The following is a 16,716-nucleotide window of genomic DNA, read 5'->3' on the forward strand; positions in this document are numbered from 1 at the left end:
TATTATAGATAATTTATCAATTAATCCAACGGGGCTACCTTCCGATCTGTCCTTTCATCAGCGGCGGACCCGCGGATGCCACCGCCACCCGATCCCATTCCATTCAAAGGAGCTATTCGATGTTTACGAGGAGACAGATCATGAAGACGTCATTGGCCCTCGGCGCAACCGCCGTCTTCGCATCCGCGGAGCGCGGCCAGGCCGCCGGCAGCAAACTCGACTGGAAACATTTCCCGGCGGGTCCGAACGGCTTCTTCCGCGCGCCGGTGCTGCTGTCTGGACCGAGCGAGGCCCTGTTGATCGATGGCGGCTTCACCTATCCGGACGGCAAAGCGCTCGCCGAGGCCATCAAGGCCACAGGCAAGAAGCTGACCACCATCTATGTCAGCCAGTCCGATCCCGATTATTACTTCGGCCTGAAGCCGGTGCGGGAAGCCTTCCCGGAGGCAAAGGTGATCGCTGCTTCAGCCACGCTCGAAGCCATCAAGGACAGCGTGGAGAAGAAGCTCGCGGTCTGGGGCCCGCAATTGAAGGAAAATGGCCCTCAGGCGCTGACCGACATCGTCTTGCCCGAGGCTTTCGACGGCCCAACGCTCACGATCGACGGCGAGACGATCGAGATCGTCAATGCCGAAGAAGGACTAGCCAATCGCCGGTACCTGTTCGTGCCGTCGCTCAATGCCGTGTTCGGCGGCGTGATGATCTTCGCGGGTGTTCATGTCTGGACCGCCGACACGCAGACCAAGGAAAGCCGTGCCGCCTGGGTCAAGACGCTGGATGCGGTTGCAGCGCGCCACCCCGCCGTCGTGGTGCCGGGCCATATGACCCCCGATGCCGCGACCGGTCCTTCGGCGGTGGAATTCACCAAATCCTATCTCCTCGCCTTCGAGGGCGAGCTGAACAAGGCGGCCGACAGCGCAGCGCTAAAGGCAGCCATGGAGGCCCGCTTTCCAGGTCTCGGCATGGGCGTTGCCCTCGATATCGGATCCAAGGTCGCCAAGGGCGAGATGAAGTGGGGCTGACGTGGCACCGACCCTCGATCTGATCCGCCGGACTATCGAGGGAACTTCCGAGGAGAACGGCGGCGCCCAATGGCCAAGACAGAAGGTGGATTTCAAGCGGGTGATCGCCGACGGCGACCTTGTCATGACGGAGGTCGTCCAGCCGAAGACGGGCGACATGGCGGAGACCGTCATCGTGGATATTTTCCGCGTCGAGGATGGCAAGATCGCCGAGCATTGGGACGTGATGCAGCCGGTGCCGGCCAATCCGGCGAACAAGCGACCGATGTACTGATGCACGGGGTTCTGATCCAGGCCCCTGCCGCCGGTTCAGAAGCCGAACGAGACCTGCGCCGGCGGCGGCGGGCCGACGCGCACGCCTTCCATGGCCAGCATCCTTTCCTTGGTGACCGAGCCGCCGGGTGCCGAGAAGCCGCCGATCTTGCCGCCGGCGGCCAGGATGCGGTGGCAGGGGATGACCAGCGGCACCGGATTGGCGCCAAGGGCAGCACCCGTTTCGCGCGGCAGGCCGGCATGGCCGGCGCGCTTGGCGAGTTCGCCATAGGTGGTGGTTTGCCCATAGCTGAGCTTTCGCGCCGCGTCGTAGATGGCGAGGCGGAAATCGTCGACGCCGTCGAGATCGACGGGTATGCCGGTGAAATCGACGTCCTCGCCTGTGGCATATGCCTTGATCGAAGCGATCAGGTCGACCACCCATGGTGGCTGGGCCGTGGAGGCGGAAACGCCGGGATGGCGCATCAGCCGCCGCTCCACCGCTTCGCGGCTGCGTTCGGGCAGGCAGAGCCGGATCAGGCCCTTTTCGCTCCAGGCGATGCCCATGAAACCGATCACTGTTTCTAACACTGCGTGGCCGGCTGTGATCGAAGATGGCGTTTCCATGATGCGCTCCTTTCCGCAAAGCGGCGAAATCCGGGATTCCTGCCAGTACATATCAGGAACAATATGGCATCACCGCCTGCGTCTCGCCACCCGAAAACCACCTGATGGCCCTGATTGCCGGTGCTGAATCGCTGGTGTAAGGGATTTCTTAACACCCGACGAACCGGACCCGAGCGCGGCTTGCCAGCAAAACTGAACCTTATCGCGATCGGCGTGATCGTCGCCGCTGCCGGCCTTAGCGGTTGCACGTCGACCTCGCAGATGAAGGCCGCGCCATCCCTGACCGAAACCGCTGAAGTTGCCGGCAGCGATGCAGGCTTCACGGTACCGTTGCCGGACAAGGTTTCGGTGCTGCCGCAATCCTCTGGCATCGTGCCCGTCCAGGCGACCGAACTGACGCCTGGCGTGGCCGCGCCGGGTCTCGATCCCGCTGCCGCGGCGACCGCCGCCTTTGCCGGAGCGACGCCAACCGCGCCGGCCATGCCGGCGGTGATGACCGCCAATGCCTGGCAGGCGCCGCCGCCCACCAAGGCGGGGCAAGCGGCCAAGGTGGCCGAGACATACACGACCGCAGGGCTCATCGTGCCCGCAGTCGCCAAGGGTGGCCTGAAAACCATGCCCGGCGTGCAGCAGGTGGCCTATGTCGTGCCGCAGAATCCGGCTGCCCTGGTGCAGTTCCCGTCCGCGCCGGTCGATCCGGCCGCTCCGGCGCAGGAAGAGCACACAGGCATGCGCGGTGACGTCGACCGGCTGATCGTCAAATACGCCGCCCTTTACCAGGTGCCGGTGGATCTGGTTCGCCACGTCGTCAACCGCGAAAGCACCTTCAATCCCAAGGCCTACAACAACGGCCATTGGGGCCTGATGCAGATCAAGCACGCGACGGCCCGCGGCATGGGCTATGACGGACCGGCCAAGGGCCTGTTCGATGCCGAGACCAACCTCAAATACGCGGTCAAATATCTGCGTGGCGCCTGGCTGGTGTCGGACGGCAATGCCAAGAAGGCCGACTGGCTCTACCAGACCGGCTATTATTTCGACGCCAAGCGCAAGGGCCTGCTCGAGGCGACGGGCCTCGGCACCGACCGCAAACGGCAGCGCCTCCAGCCCGACGCCTGAGCGCGATGCCTGAACCGCGCCCGCCGGCCCCTGACGACATCCGGCTGCGCAAGATCCTCGACGAGACGATCGTTGCACCGCACTGGCCGGAGGGTTTTACCATGCGCTCGTTTGAGCCCGGTGACGCGCTGCCCCTGCATGCACTGCTCGGCGACGTATTCGACGACGGCGCCGACGGCCCGTTCGACGAATGGTGGCCGCGCATATCCGGTGATCCCGAATTCGACCCCGCGCTTTGTTTCCTCGTCATCGACGCCAAGGGCCGGCTGGCGGCGGCGGCGCTTTGCTGGACGCGCGCTTTCGTCAAGGATCTCGCCGTCCATCCCGAGGCGCGCGGCAACGGCGTCGGCGAGGCACTGATGCGGCACGTCTTCTCCGCCTTTCGCGATCGCGGCGCCGACCATGTCGACCTCAAGACCAACACGGTCGAGAACGCCGCCGCCGTGCGGCTCTACGAGCGGCTGGGGATGATGCCCATCGCCTGGGAGGGCTAGCTTCCGATCGGCCCGATCGCTGGTTGGCCGCGATGGCCAGGGAACCCAAAGCGTCGCTTTGCATTCATTGAACGGCGGGGCCTGACGAACTGCCGGCGTGTCCGCGTCGCCCTCAGCATGGAGATTCGCCATCGTGAAGCTTTTCCATGCATTTCTGGCGTTGGCGGTCACCGTCATGCTGGGAACGGTCCCAGTGCGTGCCGTCGAATTGTCGATCGTGTCGGGCGACACCGGCAACGGCATCAAGGTGCTGCGCGAGATCCTCGACCGCTACGAGAAAGAAAGCGGCAACAAGGTCTCGATCGTCGTCATGCCGTCGTCCGGGACCGACCAGTTCGGCCAGTACCGGCTGTGGCTTGCCGCTGGAAACAGCGACATCGACATCTACCAGACCGATGTCATCTGGGCGCCGCAGCTCGCCAGCCAGCTCGTGGATTTGACCGCGGCGACGCGCGATGTCGTGGGTGCGCATTTCCCCTCAATCATCCAGTCGCAGACCGTCAACGGCAAGCTCGTCGCCCTGCCGATCTTCACCGATGCCCCGGCGCTCTACTACCGCAAGGATCTCCTCGACAAATACGGCGCCAAGGTGCCGGCCACCTGGAAGGAGCTGGGCGATACCGCGAAGCTGGTGATGGACAAGGAACGTGCCGCCGGCAATCGCGATATCTGGGGTTTCGTCTTCCAGGGCAATGCCTATGAGGGGCTGACCTGCAACGCGCTCGAATGGGTGATGTCGAATGGCGGCGGCCAGATCATCGAGCCGGACGGCACCGTCTCCATCAACAATCCCAAAGCGGCAGCGGCGCTCGACATGACCAAGGGCTGGATCGGCACCATCTCGCCGCCCGGCGTGCTCGCCTACCAGGAAGAGGAATCGCGCGGCGTCTGGCAGACAGGCAACGCGGTGTTCATGCGAAATTGGCCCTATGCCTATGCGCTCGGCAACGGCGAAGGATCGCCGATCAAGGGCAAGTTCGACGTGGCGCCGCTGCCGGCCGGCACGGGCGAAGGCGCCCGGCCGGTCGCGACGCTCGGCGGCTGGAACCTCGCCGTCTCCAAATATTCGAAGCATCCGGACGCGGCGATCGAGCTGGTCAAGTTCATCGCCTCGCCGGCGATGCAGAAATACCGCACGCTGAAGACATCCAACCTGCCGACCATCCAGGCGCTCTATGACGATGCCGACATCGCCAGGGAACAGCCGATCGTTCCGCACTGGAAGCAGATCTTTCTCAATGCGGTGCCGCGTCCCTCGTCCGCGACAGGGATCAAGTACAACGAGGCATCGAGCCAGTTCTGGAATGCCGTTCACAACACGCTGTCGGGCGACGGCGCCGCCGCTGACAATCTGGCCGATCTCGAAGCGACGCTGACCAGGCTGAAGGGCCGCGGCTGGTGAGCGCGGAGCCGGCAGGCGCCAGCCAGGCCGGGCGCCCGCGCTCGCGGCTGATGGCACAGCGCGTTCGCTCGGCGTGGCTTTTCCTGGCGCCGATGCTGCTGGTGCTGGCCGCCGCGGCCGGCTGGCCGCTTGCCCGCACGGTCTATTTCAGCTTCACCGACGCCTCGCTGGCCGATCTCGACGCGCGCCAGTGGGTCGGCTTTGCCAATTATTTCTCGGTGTTCACAATGCCGAGCGGCCGGGTCCTCCATGACGGCCTGCTGGTCGACCCGGTGTGGTGGCGCGCCGTCTGGAACACGGTGCGCTTCGCGGCGATTTCGGTGAGCTGCGAGACGATCCTCGGCATGATCGTAGCGCTGGTGCTCAATGCCGAATTCCCTGGCCGCGGCATCGTCAGGGCGGCGATCCTGATCCCCTGGGCGATCCCGACCATCGTCTCGGCCAAGATGTGGCAGTGGATGCTGAACGACCAGTTCGGCATCATCAATGTCGTGCTCATCAATTTCGGCCTGATCGACGGCAAGATCGCCTGGACGGCCAGTGCCGAAACCGCAATGGCGGCGGTGCTGATCGTCGACGTCTGGAAGTCGACGCCATTCATGACGCTGCTTATCCTGGCCGCATTGCAGATGCTGCCGCGCGAGATCATCGAGGTGGCGAAGCTCGACGGCGCCAATCCATGGCAGATATTCTGGCGGGTGACCTTGCCGCTGATCCGCCCGGCGGTGATGGTGGCCGTCATTTTCCGCGCGCTCGATGCGCTGCGCATCTTCGACCTGATCTATGTGCTGACGCCCAACAATGTGCACACCAAGTCGATGTCGGTGTTCGCCCGCGAGAACCTGTTCGAGTTCGACAAGTTCGCCTATGGCTCGGCCGCCTCGACGCTGCTCTTCCTGATCCTGGCCCTGCTCACCATCGCCACCATCCGGGTCGGCCGCATCAGCCTGGATGGAGGCCGCTGAAATGTGGCTCCTGAAGCGCACGGCTTTTTACCTGCTGGTTGGGGTAATCGTCTTCGTCGCGGTGTTCCCGTTCTACTACGCCATCGTCACCAGCCTGAAATCCGGAACCGAGCTGTTCCAGGCCGACCTCTGGCCAAAGACGTTCAGCCTCGGCAACTACCGCAACGTGCTGACCGAAGGCAGCTTCGCTCGCAACCTGGTGAATTCGCTGGTCGTTTCGGGCGCGGTGGTGGCACTCTCGCTCTTCCTGGGCGTCACCGCGGCCTATGCGCTGGCGCGCGTCCGCTTCCGTGGCCGCTCGGCGCTGCTGTTCGCCATCCTGTCGGTGTCGATGTTTCCGCAGGTGGCGGTGCTGGCCGGGCTGTTCGAACTGGTGCGCCTGTTCGGCCTCTACAATTCGCTGTTCTCGCTGATCTTTTCCTACATGATCTTCACGCTGCCGTTCACCGTCTGGGTGCTCACCGCCTTCGTGCGCGACCTGCCGGTGGAGGTCGAGGAGGCGGCGATCCTCGACGGCGCGACGCCGTGGATCATCATCACGCGGATCTTCCTGCCGCTGATGTGGCCGGCGCTGGCGACCACCGGGCTGCTCGCCTTCATCGGTGCGTGGAACGAATTCCTGTTTGCCCTGACCTTCACCTCCAACAATGCACAGCGCACCGTGCCGGTGGCGATCGCGCTGCTGTCGGGCAATTCGCAGTTCGAGATCCCGTGGGGCAACATCATGGCCGCGTCGGTGATCGTCACCGTGCCGCTGGTGGTGCTGGTGCTGATCTTCCAGCGCAAGATCGTCTCCGGCCTCACCGCCGGCGGGGTCAAGGGGTGAGGAGCGGAAAGGAACTGTCCACCAAGCTGCCAGTCGGCATCTTGCCTGGATGCTTCCGGTTGCTAAGCTTCGTCTGTATGGGGCTTGTTGAAACCGGAGGAAATATGATGCGGCTTCTGCTTTCCAGCACCCTGACCTTGGCCATCGTGATCCTTGCCGCTCCGCTCACTTCCGGCCCGGCTCGTGCCGCCGCCGACTGCGCCAACGCGCAGGACCAGACCACCATGAACCAATGCGCCGGCAAGGACTTCACCGCCGCCGACAAGAAGCTCAACGACGCCTACAGGCAGATCGAAGGCCGGCTGAAGGACAATGCGGCGTCGAAGAAATTGCTGGTCGACGCGCAGCGCGCCTGGGTCGCCTTCCGCGATGCCGAATGCAAGTTCCAGGGCGGTCCGATCGACCAGGCGGGCACCATCTACCCAATGGTCGTCGCCAATTGCCAGACGTCGCTCACCAACGACCGATTGAGCGATTTCAAGACCTATCTCAACTGTCCCGAAGGCGACATCAATTGCCCGGTGCCGACGGCGCAGTAGCGTTCGTCCGCCCTTGCGGGAGAGGTGGTCCGTCGTCGCCACGCAGCGCGCAAAAATGTCGGAACCGATCGCGACGAAACGTCCTTGGGTCGTAGAGCAACCGCGCCGGGATGCCGGCGCGACGACGCAAGGAGCCCACCATGATCACCTTTCCCAACGAATCCGCCAGATACCGCACCGCCCGCGAAAAGCTGTTGAAAAAGGAAATCGAGCTGCGCCGCGCCATGGAAGCCGTGGCCGAGGCACGCCGCGCGCTGCCGCCGGGCGGGCTGATCCGCCAGGACTATGTCTTCGATGCGCTGGGCGCCGATGGCAAGCCGGCCAAGGTCAAACTGTCGGAGCTGTTCGCGCCTGGGAAGGACACCCTCATCCTCTATCAAATGATGTTTCCCCGCCATCCGCAGGAAACGCGCGATGTCGCCACCAGCGGCGGCACGGCCAAGCTCGCCCGGCCGGACCAGCCATGCCCGTCCTGCACGGCGCTGCTCGACCAGTTCGACGGCGCGGTCGGGCACCTCCAGGCCGCCGGCTTCAATTTCGCCGTGGTGGCCAAGACCGGGCTCGAAAACCTCATTACGCTCGGCCGCGACCGTGGCTGGAGGAACATGCGGCTGGTGTCGTCGGCTTCCAACAGCTTCAAGCGTGACTACAACGCCGAGGATGCCGACGGCGCGCAGATCCCGCTGCTCTCGGTGTTCCACCGCGATAATGACGGCATCCGCCATTTCTGGTCGTCCGAGCTCGGCTTCGCGCCGACGGATCCCGGCCAGGACCCGCGCGCTGTCGGTACCTGCGAGATTCTGTGGAACCTGATGGATTTCACGCCCGAGGGCCGGCCGAACTGGCACGAGCAGCTGCAATATGGCGAGGCGTGCTGCCACTGAGCGACGCCCAAGCGCAACTTCACCGCATCTGCCGCGTTGGACCTTCGAGGATTCGAACACGGGAGAAACCAGATGAGACCCCATCTCACTCTTGCCACGCTTGCCCTTCTGGCCGGCACGCCCGCGGCTTTCGCGCAGCAGGCGACGCCTGCCGACGTGCCGCCGGTGTCGGAAAACAAGGTCGACACCGACACTTTTTCCAAAACGCTGGTCAGCGCCAACCGCTTCGAGATCGAGAGCAGCAAGCTGGCCGAGACCAAGGGTGTCGCAGCCGATGTGAAGGATTTTGCCGAACTGATGATCAAGGACCACACCAAGGCCGGCGAGGATTTCAAGGCGGCGCGCGAAAACAGCCAGACCACGGCGTCGGTCACGCCGGAAGGCCCGCCGCTGCTGCCCAAGGACCAGGCGATGCTCGACCAGCTCAAGGCGCTGGACGGCGACGCCTTCCAGGCCAGGTACATCGCCTTGCAGGCGGAGGCGCACAAGCAGGCGGTGGCGATGTTTTCGACCTACGCCCAGTCCGGCGACGACCCGGCGCTGAAGGAGTTCGCCAAGAAGACGCTGCCGACGCTGCAGATGCACGAGAAGCATGTGAAGAACCTGGCGGCGGCGCATTAGGGGTTCGAGGTGGTCGGGGGGTCGGTGAGCAAAGCCAAAGAACGTGAACTGTTCAAAATCGGCGCTCTACGGGCGCGACGGCAGCGCTTCCAGTGGCGAACCCGGTGCCGCAAGTTGGCTCCGCGCCCGTCGCGAATTAAACTGCGGCCATCACCCGAGGAAGCACCCATGCCCAAGATCGACCTCGCCACCGTGCCCGTCCGCCAAGGCTCCGGCTACCCGGCACCCTTCAATGCCCCCTGCGCCACCCGCACGCGCCGTCGCCTGGGCGATGCCGGCGGCCTCACTGATTTCGGCGTCAATTTGATGACGCTTCCGCCCGGCGGCTGGTCGAGCCAGCGCCACTGGCACAGCCATGAGGACGAACTCGTCTACGTGCTGGAAGGGGAACTGACGCTGGTCGAGGATGGCGGCGAGACGCTGCTCAGGGCCGGCGATAGTGCTGCCTTCGCCAAGAACAACGGCAACGGCCACCATATGATCAACCGCTCGGCGACGACGGCTGTTTACCTCGAGGTCGGCTCGCGCAATCCGGACGACGTCATCACCTGCTCCGACATCGACATGATGAGCCCGAGTTCCGACGGACGGTTCCTGCACAAGGATGGGACGCCGTATCCGGGGCAGGGGTGAGCGAGGTGCCGGCCTTTCCTTCTCCCCCTGTGGGAGAAGGTGGATTGCCGCGAAGCGGCAAGATGGATGAGGGGTGCTCCAGCGGAGTGAGGCGTTGGTGTTTTCTGGTTCGATCTCGTAATTGTTTGACGGTATCGCCAAGCTGGAACACCCCTCATCCGACCCGGCGCTGACGCGCCGTGCCACCTTCTCCCACAGGGGGAGAAGGAAAGAACTGCGCTGGTGTTCGGCCGCTAGCGCGATAAGCTCCCGCCAACCCCAGGGAGTATCACCATGAAAAAAGAAATCATCGAAGTACCCGTCATGTCGGACAAGGTGCGCTCGCTCGGCCTGCCCTGTTCGACCGCGGTGAAGGCCAACGGCTTCGTGTTCATCTCGGCGACGCCGCCGGTGGACATGGTGACCGGCGAGATGGTGCGCGGCGACATCGAGGTGCAGACCGAGGCATCGCTGAAGGCGCTGAAACATTGCCTGGAAGCGGCCGGGACTTCGCTGGAAAATGTAGTGATGGTGCGCATCTACGCCGTCAATTCCGGCTTCTACAACGCGATTAATCGGGTCTATGCGCGGTATTTCAGCGTGAACCCGCCGGCGCGGAGCTTTGTGCCGGTGGCGTCCTGGCCGATGGAGTTTGATATCGAGATTGAATGTGTGGCGGTGGGGTAACACGTTGTTTGGCGGCTAAAATTTGTAGTAGTCTCCCGTTGAGGCAAGGGGACCGACCGTGAATCTCATTCAAGAAATCGAAATTGCTTATTTTCGCAGTTTTTATAAAGTCACTCTCTATAGATGCAATCATCTAAATATCATATTTGGGAAAAATGATGTTGGCAAATCGAACATAGTCAGAGCGCTTAATTTGTTTTTTAACAATAAGACCGATCACATAAATGATTACAATTTTAGCATCGACTTTTCGGATCGACGTCTCTTGGAATCTCAAAACTCTGACGACGTAAGAAAATTTATATATGTAAAAATTACGTTTGCAACACCTAAAAACTACCAAAGGTCCCTTGGAAATAGTTTCTATGTAAAAAGGCAGTGGACTGTCTCTCGTGGCGACGATTACCATGAAGAGGTTTCTTCTCATATTCGAGAAAATCAGAGGCACATTGTCACTAGATTCTTAAACCTATTTAGGTTTATTTATATACCAGCGATAAAAGATCCTGCAATATTTAGAAGCCTCCTATTCAATATCTATGAGACTCTGTCTGATTCCGAGGAGTTTGTGTCCACCGTGGGTGATTTCGCAGGCAGGGTTCAAAGTCTAACAAGCAGCCTTTTTTCGGAGTTGCCCAAAGAGATAGCTCATGAGACTAAAATTTCCTCACCTAGCAGAATGGATGAACTATTCCAAACCTTAGATTTTGAAACAATCAGCAATGCGGGAGGGATCTCAAAATCTCTTACAACGCAAAGAGGTGATGGGATCAAGGCTCGGCATATACCTGAGTTGCTTAATTTCATTTCAAAAAAAGATCGTTTTCAATTTCATATTTGGGGGTTTGAGGAGCCGGAAAACTCCTTGGATTTTGTTGCGGCGGAGGCGGAAGCAGTTCGCCTTCTAAAAATTGCCATGGGTGAAGGAGTTCAGATATTTACCACTACGCATAGCCCCTCTTTCTACAATCTTACTTCCGAAAAGATATCTCGATTCTACGTAACAAGAGATTTGCAAGATGGGAGCGCTTCAATCGTGCAAGGTAAGAATCTTGAGCGATTTGATGCGGCAACTGCAATTGGTGAAGGTTTTTACCTTCCCGCCGTTGCCAAAGCTCTTGAGTCATATTCAGCTCAGCAACTAGAAATAATAAAATTTAAAGAAGAAATTGACGTTGTTCGTGGCGAATTGTTCGAGATAAAATCTCCTATTTTGCTTACCGAAGGCAAAACTGACGAAATGATTCTTACGGAGGCTTGGAAGAGGATTCGAAAAACGAGGCAAACGTTTCGAATAAAAAACTGTGATACCAGCGATGGAAGCAGCGGCGGCGCCGCTGGAGCATCTAAATTGTCTCTTTGTCTGAAGGCACTTGCGGCGGATAATCCTCACGTGGTCATTGGCCTATTTGATCGAGATGAGAGCGGGATAAAAGAATGGAAACTAGATAACAACTTTGTGGCGAACGATCTTTTCTCAGGCGCAAAGTCTTCAAAAAATGGGCGGTCGTTCGGACTTCTCCTACCCATTCCTGATTATAGAAGGTCGTGTGCCGCAAACGAAAACCTGCCAATCGAATTCTTGTTTGCGGATGAGTACCTGACAACGGTCGTTGATGGTCGGCGGCTGGTATTAGCCCCGATGACTGCTTCTAGAAGACTAGGAAGTGAAACAGTTCGGGTGGCGCTGGACGGCGGAACAGAGGTTCAGTTAATTGATGAAGGTTCTAAAATGGCGTTTGCCAACACTGTGGTGCCGCAGTTGCCGGATGAAGCGTTTTCTGCATTTGATTTAGTATTCAAAGCGGTAGAGGCAATTATTTCAGGTGCCGAGAATTCGTCGCCTGCTGCGGAATCGCGAACTAAAGTACTCCGTCCAAGGATCAGACTTTAGACCGGACAAAGACGCCAACTTAGTTATCAGCTAATCACTTACGCAAAATACTCCTGCAGCGGCCTGACCTCGAGGCTCCCCGCCTTCAGCGCCGCGATCGCCTCCGCCACGGCCGCGGCGCCTGACAATGTCGTGTAATACGGCACTTTCTGCATCAGCGTTGCTCTGCGCAGCGACTTCGAGTCCGACACCGCCTTCTGGCCGTCCGTGGTGTTGAAGACGATCTGGACCTGGCGGTTGCGGATGGCGTCTTCGATGTGGGGGCGGCCTTCGAGCACCTTGTTGATCTTTTCGGCGACGACGCCGTTTTCGGCGAGGAAGCGTTGCGTGCCCGAGGTCGCCAGCACCTTGAAGCCGAGGCCGGCGAGGCGCTTGACCGCCGGCAGGATGCCTTTCTTGTCCTCGTCGCGCACCGAGACGAACAGCGTGCCGGAGCGGGGCAGGTCGACGCCGGCCCCTAACTGGCTCTTGGCGAAGGCCAGCGCGAAATCACGGTCGAGGCCCATGACCTCGCCGGTGGAGCGCATTTCCGGCCCGAGCAAGATGTCGACGCCGGGGAAGCGGGCGAAGGGGAAGACGGCTTCCTTGACCGCGATGTGCCCGGGGTTCCTGGGATCGGGCATAGCGCCGTAATGGGCGAAGGCGTCTTCCAGGCTCTCGCCCGCCATGATGCGGGCGGCGATTTTCGCGATTGGTCTGCCGATCGTCTTGGCGACGAAGGGCACGGTGCGCGACGCCCGCGGGTTGACCTCCAGCACATAGACCGTGCCGTCCTTGATCGCATACTGCACGTTCATCAACCCGCCGACATTGAGCGCGCGGGCAAGGGCGGCCGTCTGGCGCTCCAGCTCGTCGACCAGTTCGGAAGGCAGCGAATGGACCGGCAGCGAGCAGGCACTGTCGCCCGAATGGATGCCGGCCTCCTCGATGTGCTCCAGAATGCCGGAGACGAAGGTCGCCTTGCCGTCGCAGAGGCAGTCGACATCGACCTCGATGGCGCCGGAGAGATAGGTGTCGAACAGCAGCGGGTTCTTGCCCAGGAGCGTGTTGATCTGGCCGGTCTTGTCGTTGGGGTACTTCTGCTTGATGTCCTCCGGCACCAGGCCGGGCACGGTGTCGAGCAAATAGGATTGCAGCATGCTCTCGTCATGGATGATCTGCATGGCGCGGCCGCCCAGCACATAGGACGGGCGCACCACCAGCGGGAAGCCGAGCTCGCCGGCGACGAGGCGGGCCTGCTCGACCGAATAGGCGATGCCGTTCTTCGGCTGGCTGAGGTTGAGCTTGTGCAGCAGCTTCTGGAAGCGGTCGCGGTCCTCCGCCAGATCGATCATGTCGGGCGAGGTGCCGAGGATCGGGATGCCGGCCTTCTCCAGTGCGTCCGCCAGCTTCAGCGGCGTCTGGCCGCCGAACTGGACGATGACCCCGACCAGCTCGCCAGAGGCCTGTTCGGCGCGCAGGATCTCCAGCACATCCTCGGCCGTCAGCGGCTCGAAGTAGAGCCGGTCCGAGGTGTCGTAGTCGGTCGACACGGTCTCGGGGTTGCAGTTGATCATGATCGCTTCATAGCCGGCGTCGCGCAGCGCGAACGCCGCGTGGCAGCAGCAATAGTCGAACTCGATGCCCTGGCCGATGCGGTTCGGGCCTCCACCGAGGATGACGACTTTCTTTCGCGACGAGACCTGCGCCTCGTTGGCGAGGCTGCCTGCGAACGGCACTTCATAAGTGGAGTACATGTAGGCGGTCGGCGAGGCGAACTCGGCGGCGCAGGTGTCGATGCGTTTATAAACTGGATGAACGTCGAGCTTTTCGCGAATCTTCTGAATCACTTCGGCGTCGGTCTTCGTCAGCGACGCGAGGCGGGCGTCGGAGAAGCCCATCGCCTTCAGCATGCGCAGATTGACGGCGTCCTGCGGGATGCCGTGCTCGCGGATGCGGGCTTCCATGGCCAGGATGCCGGCGATCTGTTCGAGGAACCATGGGTCGATCTTGCACATGGCGTGCACGTCTTCCAGCGAGGTGCCCATGCGGATCGCCTGCGCCACCATGCGCAGCCGGTCCGGCGTTGGGGTGCCCAAGGCGGCGCGGATGGCGTTGCGGTCGTCGACATGGCTGGCAACTGCCGCCCCGTGGCCGAGACCGGGGATCTCGATCTCGTCGAGGCCGGTGAGGCCGGTTTCCAGTCCACGCAGCGCCTTCTGCAGCGATTCCTGGAAGGTGCGGCCGATGGCCATGACTTCGCCGACCGACTTCATGGCGGTCGTCAGCACCGGCTCGGCGCCAGGGAATTTCTCGAAGGCAAAGCGCGGGATCTTGGTCACCACGTAATCGATCGAGGGTTCGAACGAGGCGGGCGTGGCGCCGCCGGTGATGTCGTTCTCCAGCTCGTCCAGCGTGTAGCCGACGGCAAGCTTGGCGGCGATCTTGGCGATCGGGAAGCCGGTCGCCTTGGAGGCCAGCGCGGAGGAGCGCGAGACGCGCGGGTTCATCTCGATCACCACCAGACGGCCGTCGGCCGGGTTGACGGCGAACTGCACGTTGGAGCCGCCGGTCTCGACGCCGATCTCGCGTAGCACCGCGAGCGAGGCGTTGCGCATCATCTGGTATTCCTTGTCGGTCAAGGTCAGCGCCGGGGCGACGGTGATCGAATCGCCCGTGTGCACGCCCATCGGGTCGATGTTCTCGATCGAGCAGACGATGATGCAGTTATCCGCTTTGTCGCGGACGACCTCCATCTCGTACTCCTTCCAGCCGAGCACGCTTTCCTCGATCAGCACTTCGGTGGTCGGCGAGGCGTCGAGGCCGGACTGGACGATGTCGTAGAATTCGGCGCGGTTGTAGGCGATGCCGCCGCCGGTGCCGCCCATGGTGAAGGAGGGGCGGATGATGGCCGGCAGGCCGACATGGTCGAGCGCCTGGGCGGCGATCGCCATGGCGTGGCTGATATAGCGCTGCTTGCGGTCGCCTTCGCCGAGGTTCCAGCGTGTCTCCAGCGCATCGAGCGCGGTATCGAGATCGGCCGGCTTCTCGGCCTTCAGCGCGGCGCGCTCTGCCTCATGCGTCTTGCGGTCGGCGTTCTTGACGTCGGTGGCGTTGGCCAGCATCGACTTCGGCGTTTCCAGGCCGATCTTGCTCATCGCCTCGCGAAACAGCGCGCGATCCTCGGCCTTGTCGATGGCCATGGCGTCGGCGCCGATCATCTCGACATTGTAGCGCTCGAGCACGCCCATGCGGCGCAGCGACAGAGCGGTGTTGAGCGCGGTCTGGCCGCCCATGGTCGGCAGCAGCGCGTCGGGCCGCTCCTTGGCGATGATCTTGGCGACCACTTCCGGCGTGATCGGCTCGATATAGGTGGCGTCGGCCAGTTCCGGATCGGTCATGATGGTGGCCGGGTTGGAATTGACCAGGATGACGCGAAAGCCTTCTTCCTTGAGCGCCTTGCAGGCCTGGGTGCCGGAATAATCGAACTCGCAGGCCTGGCCGATGACGATGGGGCCGGCCCCGATGATCAGGATCGACTTGATGTCAGTGCGTCTTGGCATGGGTTCGGATTCCGTTCGGCGAGCGGCTTACACGAAAAACCGGGACGGGAAGACCCGGCCGGTTGTGCTTGCGATTCTGGTATCAGGCTAGGAGGGCCTTATAGGGAAGAGTTTTGTCGGATGTAACCCCGAAAATGAGGGGAGGGATTAGGCAGTAGGGATTGGGCAGTAGGCCATAGGAAGCGCTGCTGAACGCTTTTCTTCCCATCTAGTCCCTACTGTCTAACCCCTAATCCCCAAACGCAATGGCATCCGTGATCTCGAAACGCTCGGCCTCGCCGATGCGGATCATGTTGAGGCTGCCCTCGCGGGTGAAGCGGAAATTGCCGTCCGCGTCCGAGCCAGCCGGCCGGCCGGCGTCGAAGGCGATGACGCGCGTGCCGCCATCGGGCCAGGTCACGGTCACTTCGGCCTTGTCGGTGCCCTTGTGCACGACGATTGCCGCGCAGCGCGTCATCGGCTGGCCGACCTTGCGGGCGCAGGGAATCTCGATGCCGCCGCCAGAGGCAAGAGGGTCGGGCTGGGGCGGGAGTTCCGCGACGGTCTGCTTATCGACGGGTGCAGCCGCAGCGGGATCGGCAACCGCCCCGGCCGGCGGGGTCTCAGCCGCCAGAGCCAGGCCATAGGCATCCTGCATGGCGGTCTCGGCAACGGATTTCATCGGCGGTTCGGCGGCGTGGGCCTCCTCGCCCAGCCGTGCCGTCAGATCAGGCGCCGGCGGAGGGGCGGCGGCATCGCCGGCAGGCGCGTCCGCCGCCTGGTCCAGATCGGAAACGGTCGCCGGATTGAGAGGCACGAGGTAGCGCGCGGGTGCCCAGCCGGTGGCCTTGGGATTGTCGGACTCGACCTTGCACCAGGGGTGCCCGTCAATGTCGTTGCAGCCGAGGTTGCGTACGCTTGCGCCGCCGGCCAGGCGGGCCTCGGTCTTGCCGATCGGCGATGGCTTGGCGCGGATATTCAGCAGGTCGTCGGGGGCAAGCCCGGTGACGACCGAAATGAAGTCTTCGGCATGGGCAGGGACAACGGCCGGCCACGCCGCGATCAGCAGCGGAGCGGCAATCAGCGCCTGCAAACTTGTTCGGAGCGTAACTGTGCGCCTCATCATTTGGCCGTGCGCCGATATTCAAAACACCATGCCGCGGCAGTCCCGCCGCATGCCCGGCCGGTTTTATAGGGGACGACGGGCCGCCATGTAAGTCCGAAAATTGTGGCAAAGCTGGTGCCGGTCGA

Annotated in this window: 15 protein-coding genes and 1 pseudogene; 13 read left to right on the plus strand and 3 right to left on the minus strand. The window is 62.0% G+C overall.

Going from position 1 to position 16,716, the window contains the following annotated elements; translation table 11 throughout:
- Nucleotides 1-119 precede the first annotated feature (119 nt).
- Both FJ978_RS09640 and FJ978_RS09645 read left to right on the plus strand, forming a co-directional pair.
- Nucleotides 120-1,022: an MBL fold metallo-hydrolase gene (locus tag FJ978_RS09640; protein ID WP_181176764.1), complete on the plus strand. Its 903-nt coding sequence runs from the start codon at nt 120-122 to the stop codon at nt 1,020-1,022.
- Nucleotides 1,023-1,092: 70 nt separating this feature from the next.
- A pseudogene (locus tag FJ978_RS09645) lies at nt 1,093-1,296 on the plus strand (nuclear transport factor 2 family protein); the annotation flags it as partial.
- Nucleotides 1,297-1,331: 35 nt separating this feature from the next.
- On the opposite strand, the gene FJ978_RS09650 reads toward FJ978_RS09645, so the two are convergent.
- On the minus strand, nt 1,332-1,901 hold the full coding sequence (locus FJ978_RS09650) for a methylated-DNA--[protein]-cysteine S-methyltransferase (RefSeq protein WP_140572004.1): 570 nt from the start codon (nt 1,899-1,901) through the stop codon (nt 1,332-1,334).
- 180 nt (nt 1,902-2,081) lie between these two features.
- Between FJ978_RS09650 and FJ978_RS09655 the strand changes: the two genes are divergently transcribed.
- From FJ978_RS09655 to FJ978_RS09705, 11 genes are all read left to right on the plus strand, one after another.
- A complete protein-coding gene (locus FJ978_RS09655; protein WP_140572005.1) occupies nt 2,082-3,020 on the plus strand; it encodes a lytic transglycosylase domain-containing protein in 939 nt (312 codons plus the stop codon).
- A gap of 5 nt (nt 3,021-3,025) precedes the next feature.
- Nucleotides 3,026-3,514 (plus strand): GNAT family N-acetyltransferase, encoded by a 489-nt coding sequence (locus FJ978_RS09660; RefSeq protein WP_140572006.1) that lies wholly within the window; start codon nt 3,026-3,028, stop codon nt 3,512-3,514.
- A gap of 175 nt (nt 3,515-3,689) precedes the next feature.
- Nucleotides 3,690-4,916, plus strand: coding sequence for an ABC transporter substrate-binding protein (locus FJ978_RS09665; protein ID WP_181176770.1), 1,227 nt, complete (start codon nt 3,690-3,692; stop codon nt 4,914-4,916).
- Nucleotides 4,917-4,966: 50 nt separating this feature from the next.
- Nucleotides 4,967-5,881, plus strand: coding sequence for a sugar ABC transporter permease (locus FJ978_RS09670; RefSeq protein WP_140572146.1), 915 nt, complete (start codon nt 4,967-4,969; stop codon nt 5,879-5,881).
- A 1-nt stretch (nt 5,882) separates the two neighbouring features.
- Complete coding sequence (locus FJ978_RS09675; RefSeq protein WP_140572008.1) at nt 5,883-6,707, plus strand: carbohydrate ABC transporter permease; 825 nt, start codon at nt 5,883-5,885, stop codon at nt 6,705-6,707.
- Between the two features lie 107 nt (nt 6,708-6,814).
- Entirely contained in the window at nt 6,815-7,246 is a 432-nt protein-coding gene (locus FJ978_RS09680; protein ID WP_140572147.1) for a lysozyme inhibitor LprI family protein, read from the plus strand.
- Between the two features lie 140 nt (nt 7,247-7,386).
- Nucleotides 7,387-8,130 carry a DUF899 family protein gene (locus FJ978_RS09685; protein WP_140572009.1) on the plus strand — a complete coding sequence of 248 codons (744 nt, stop codon included), beginning with the start codon at nt 7,387-7,389 and terminating at the stop codon, nt 8,128-8,130.
- A 72-nt stretch (nt 8,131-8,202) separates the two neighbouring features.
- Nucleotides 8,203-8,751, plus strand: a complete 549-nt coding sequence (locus FJ978_RS09690; protein WP_140572010.1) for a DUF4142 domain-containing protein — start codon at nt 8,203-8,205, stop codon at nt 8,749-8,751.
- A 168-nt stretch (nt 8,752-8,919) separates the two neighbouring features.
- On the plus strand, nt 8,920-9,384 hold the full coding sequence (locus FJ978_RS09695; protein WP_140572011.1) for a cupin domain-containing protein: 465 nt from the start codon (nt 8,920-8,922) through the stop codon (nt 9,382-9,384).
- Between the two features lie 273 nt (nt 9,385-9,657).
- Nucleotides 9,658-10,050, plus strand: a complete 393-nt coding sequence (locus FJ978_RS09700; protein WP_140572012.1) for a RidA family protein — start codon at nt 9,658-9,660, stop codon at nt 10,048-10,050.
- A 58-nt stretch (nt 10,051-10,108) separates the two neighbouring features.
- The gene (locus FJ978_RS09705; RefSeq protein WP_140572013.1) at nt 10,109-11,944 is read left to right on the plus strand and encodes an AAA family ATPase; all 1,836 of its coding nucleotides are present in this window, start codon (nt 10,109-10,111) and stop codon (nt 11,942-11,944) included.
- Nucleotides 11,945-11,982: 38 nt separating this feature from the next.
- On the opposite strand, the gene carB is transcribed toward FJ978_RS09705, so the two are convergent.
- Nucleotides 11,983-15,486 carry a carbamoyl-phosphate synthase large subunit gene (gene carB / locus FJ978_RS09710; RefSeq protein WP_140572014.1) on the minus strand — a complete coding sequence of 1,168 codons (3,504 nt, stop codon included), beginning with the start codon at nt 15,484-15,486 and terminating at the stop codon, nt 11,983-11,985.
- 229 nt (nt 15,487-15,715) lie between these two features.
- Nucleotides 15,716-16,591 carry an SH3 domain-containing protein gene (locus FJ978_RS09715; RefSeq protein WP_140572015.1) on the minus strand — a complete coding sequence of 292 codons (876 nt, stop codon included), beginning with the start codon at nt 16,589-16,591 and terminating at the stop codon, nt 15,716-15,718.
- Nucleotides 16,592-16,716: the final 125 nt, after the last annotated feature.

The sequence above is a fragment of the Mesorhizobium sp. B1-1-7 genome (assembly GCF_006442705.1).
GTDB lineage: Bacteria > Pseudomonadota > Alphaproteobacteria > Rhizobiales > Rhizobiaceae > Mesorhizobium > Mesorhizobium opportunistum.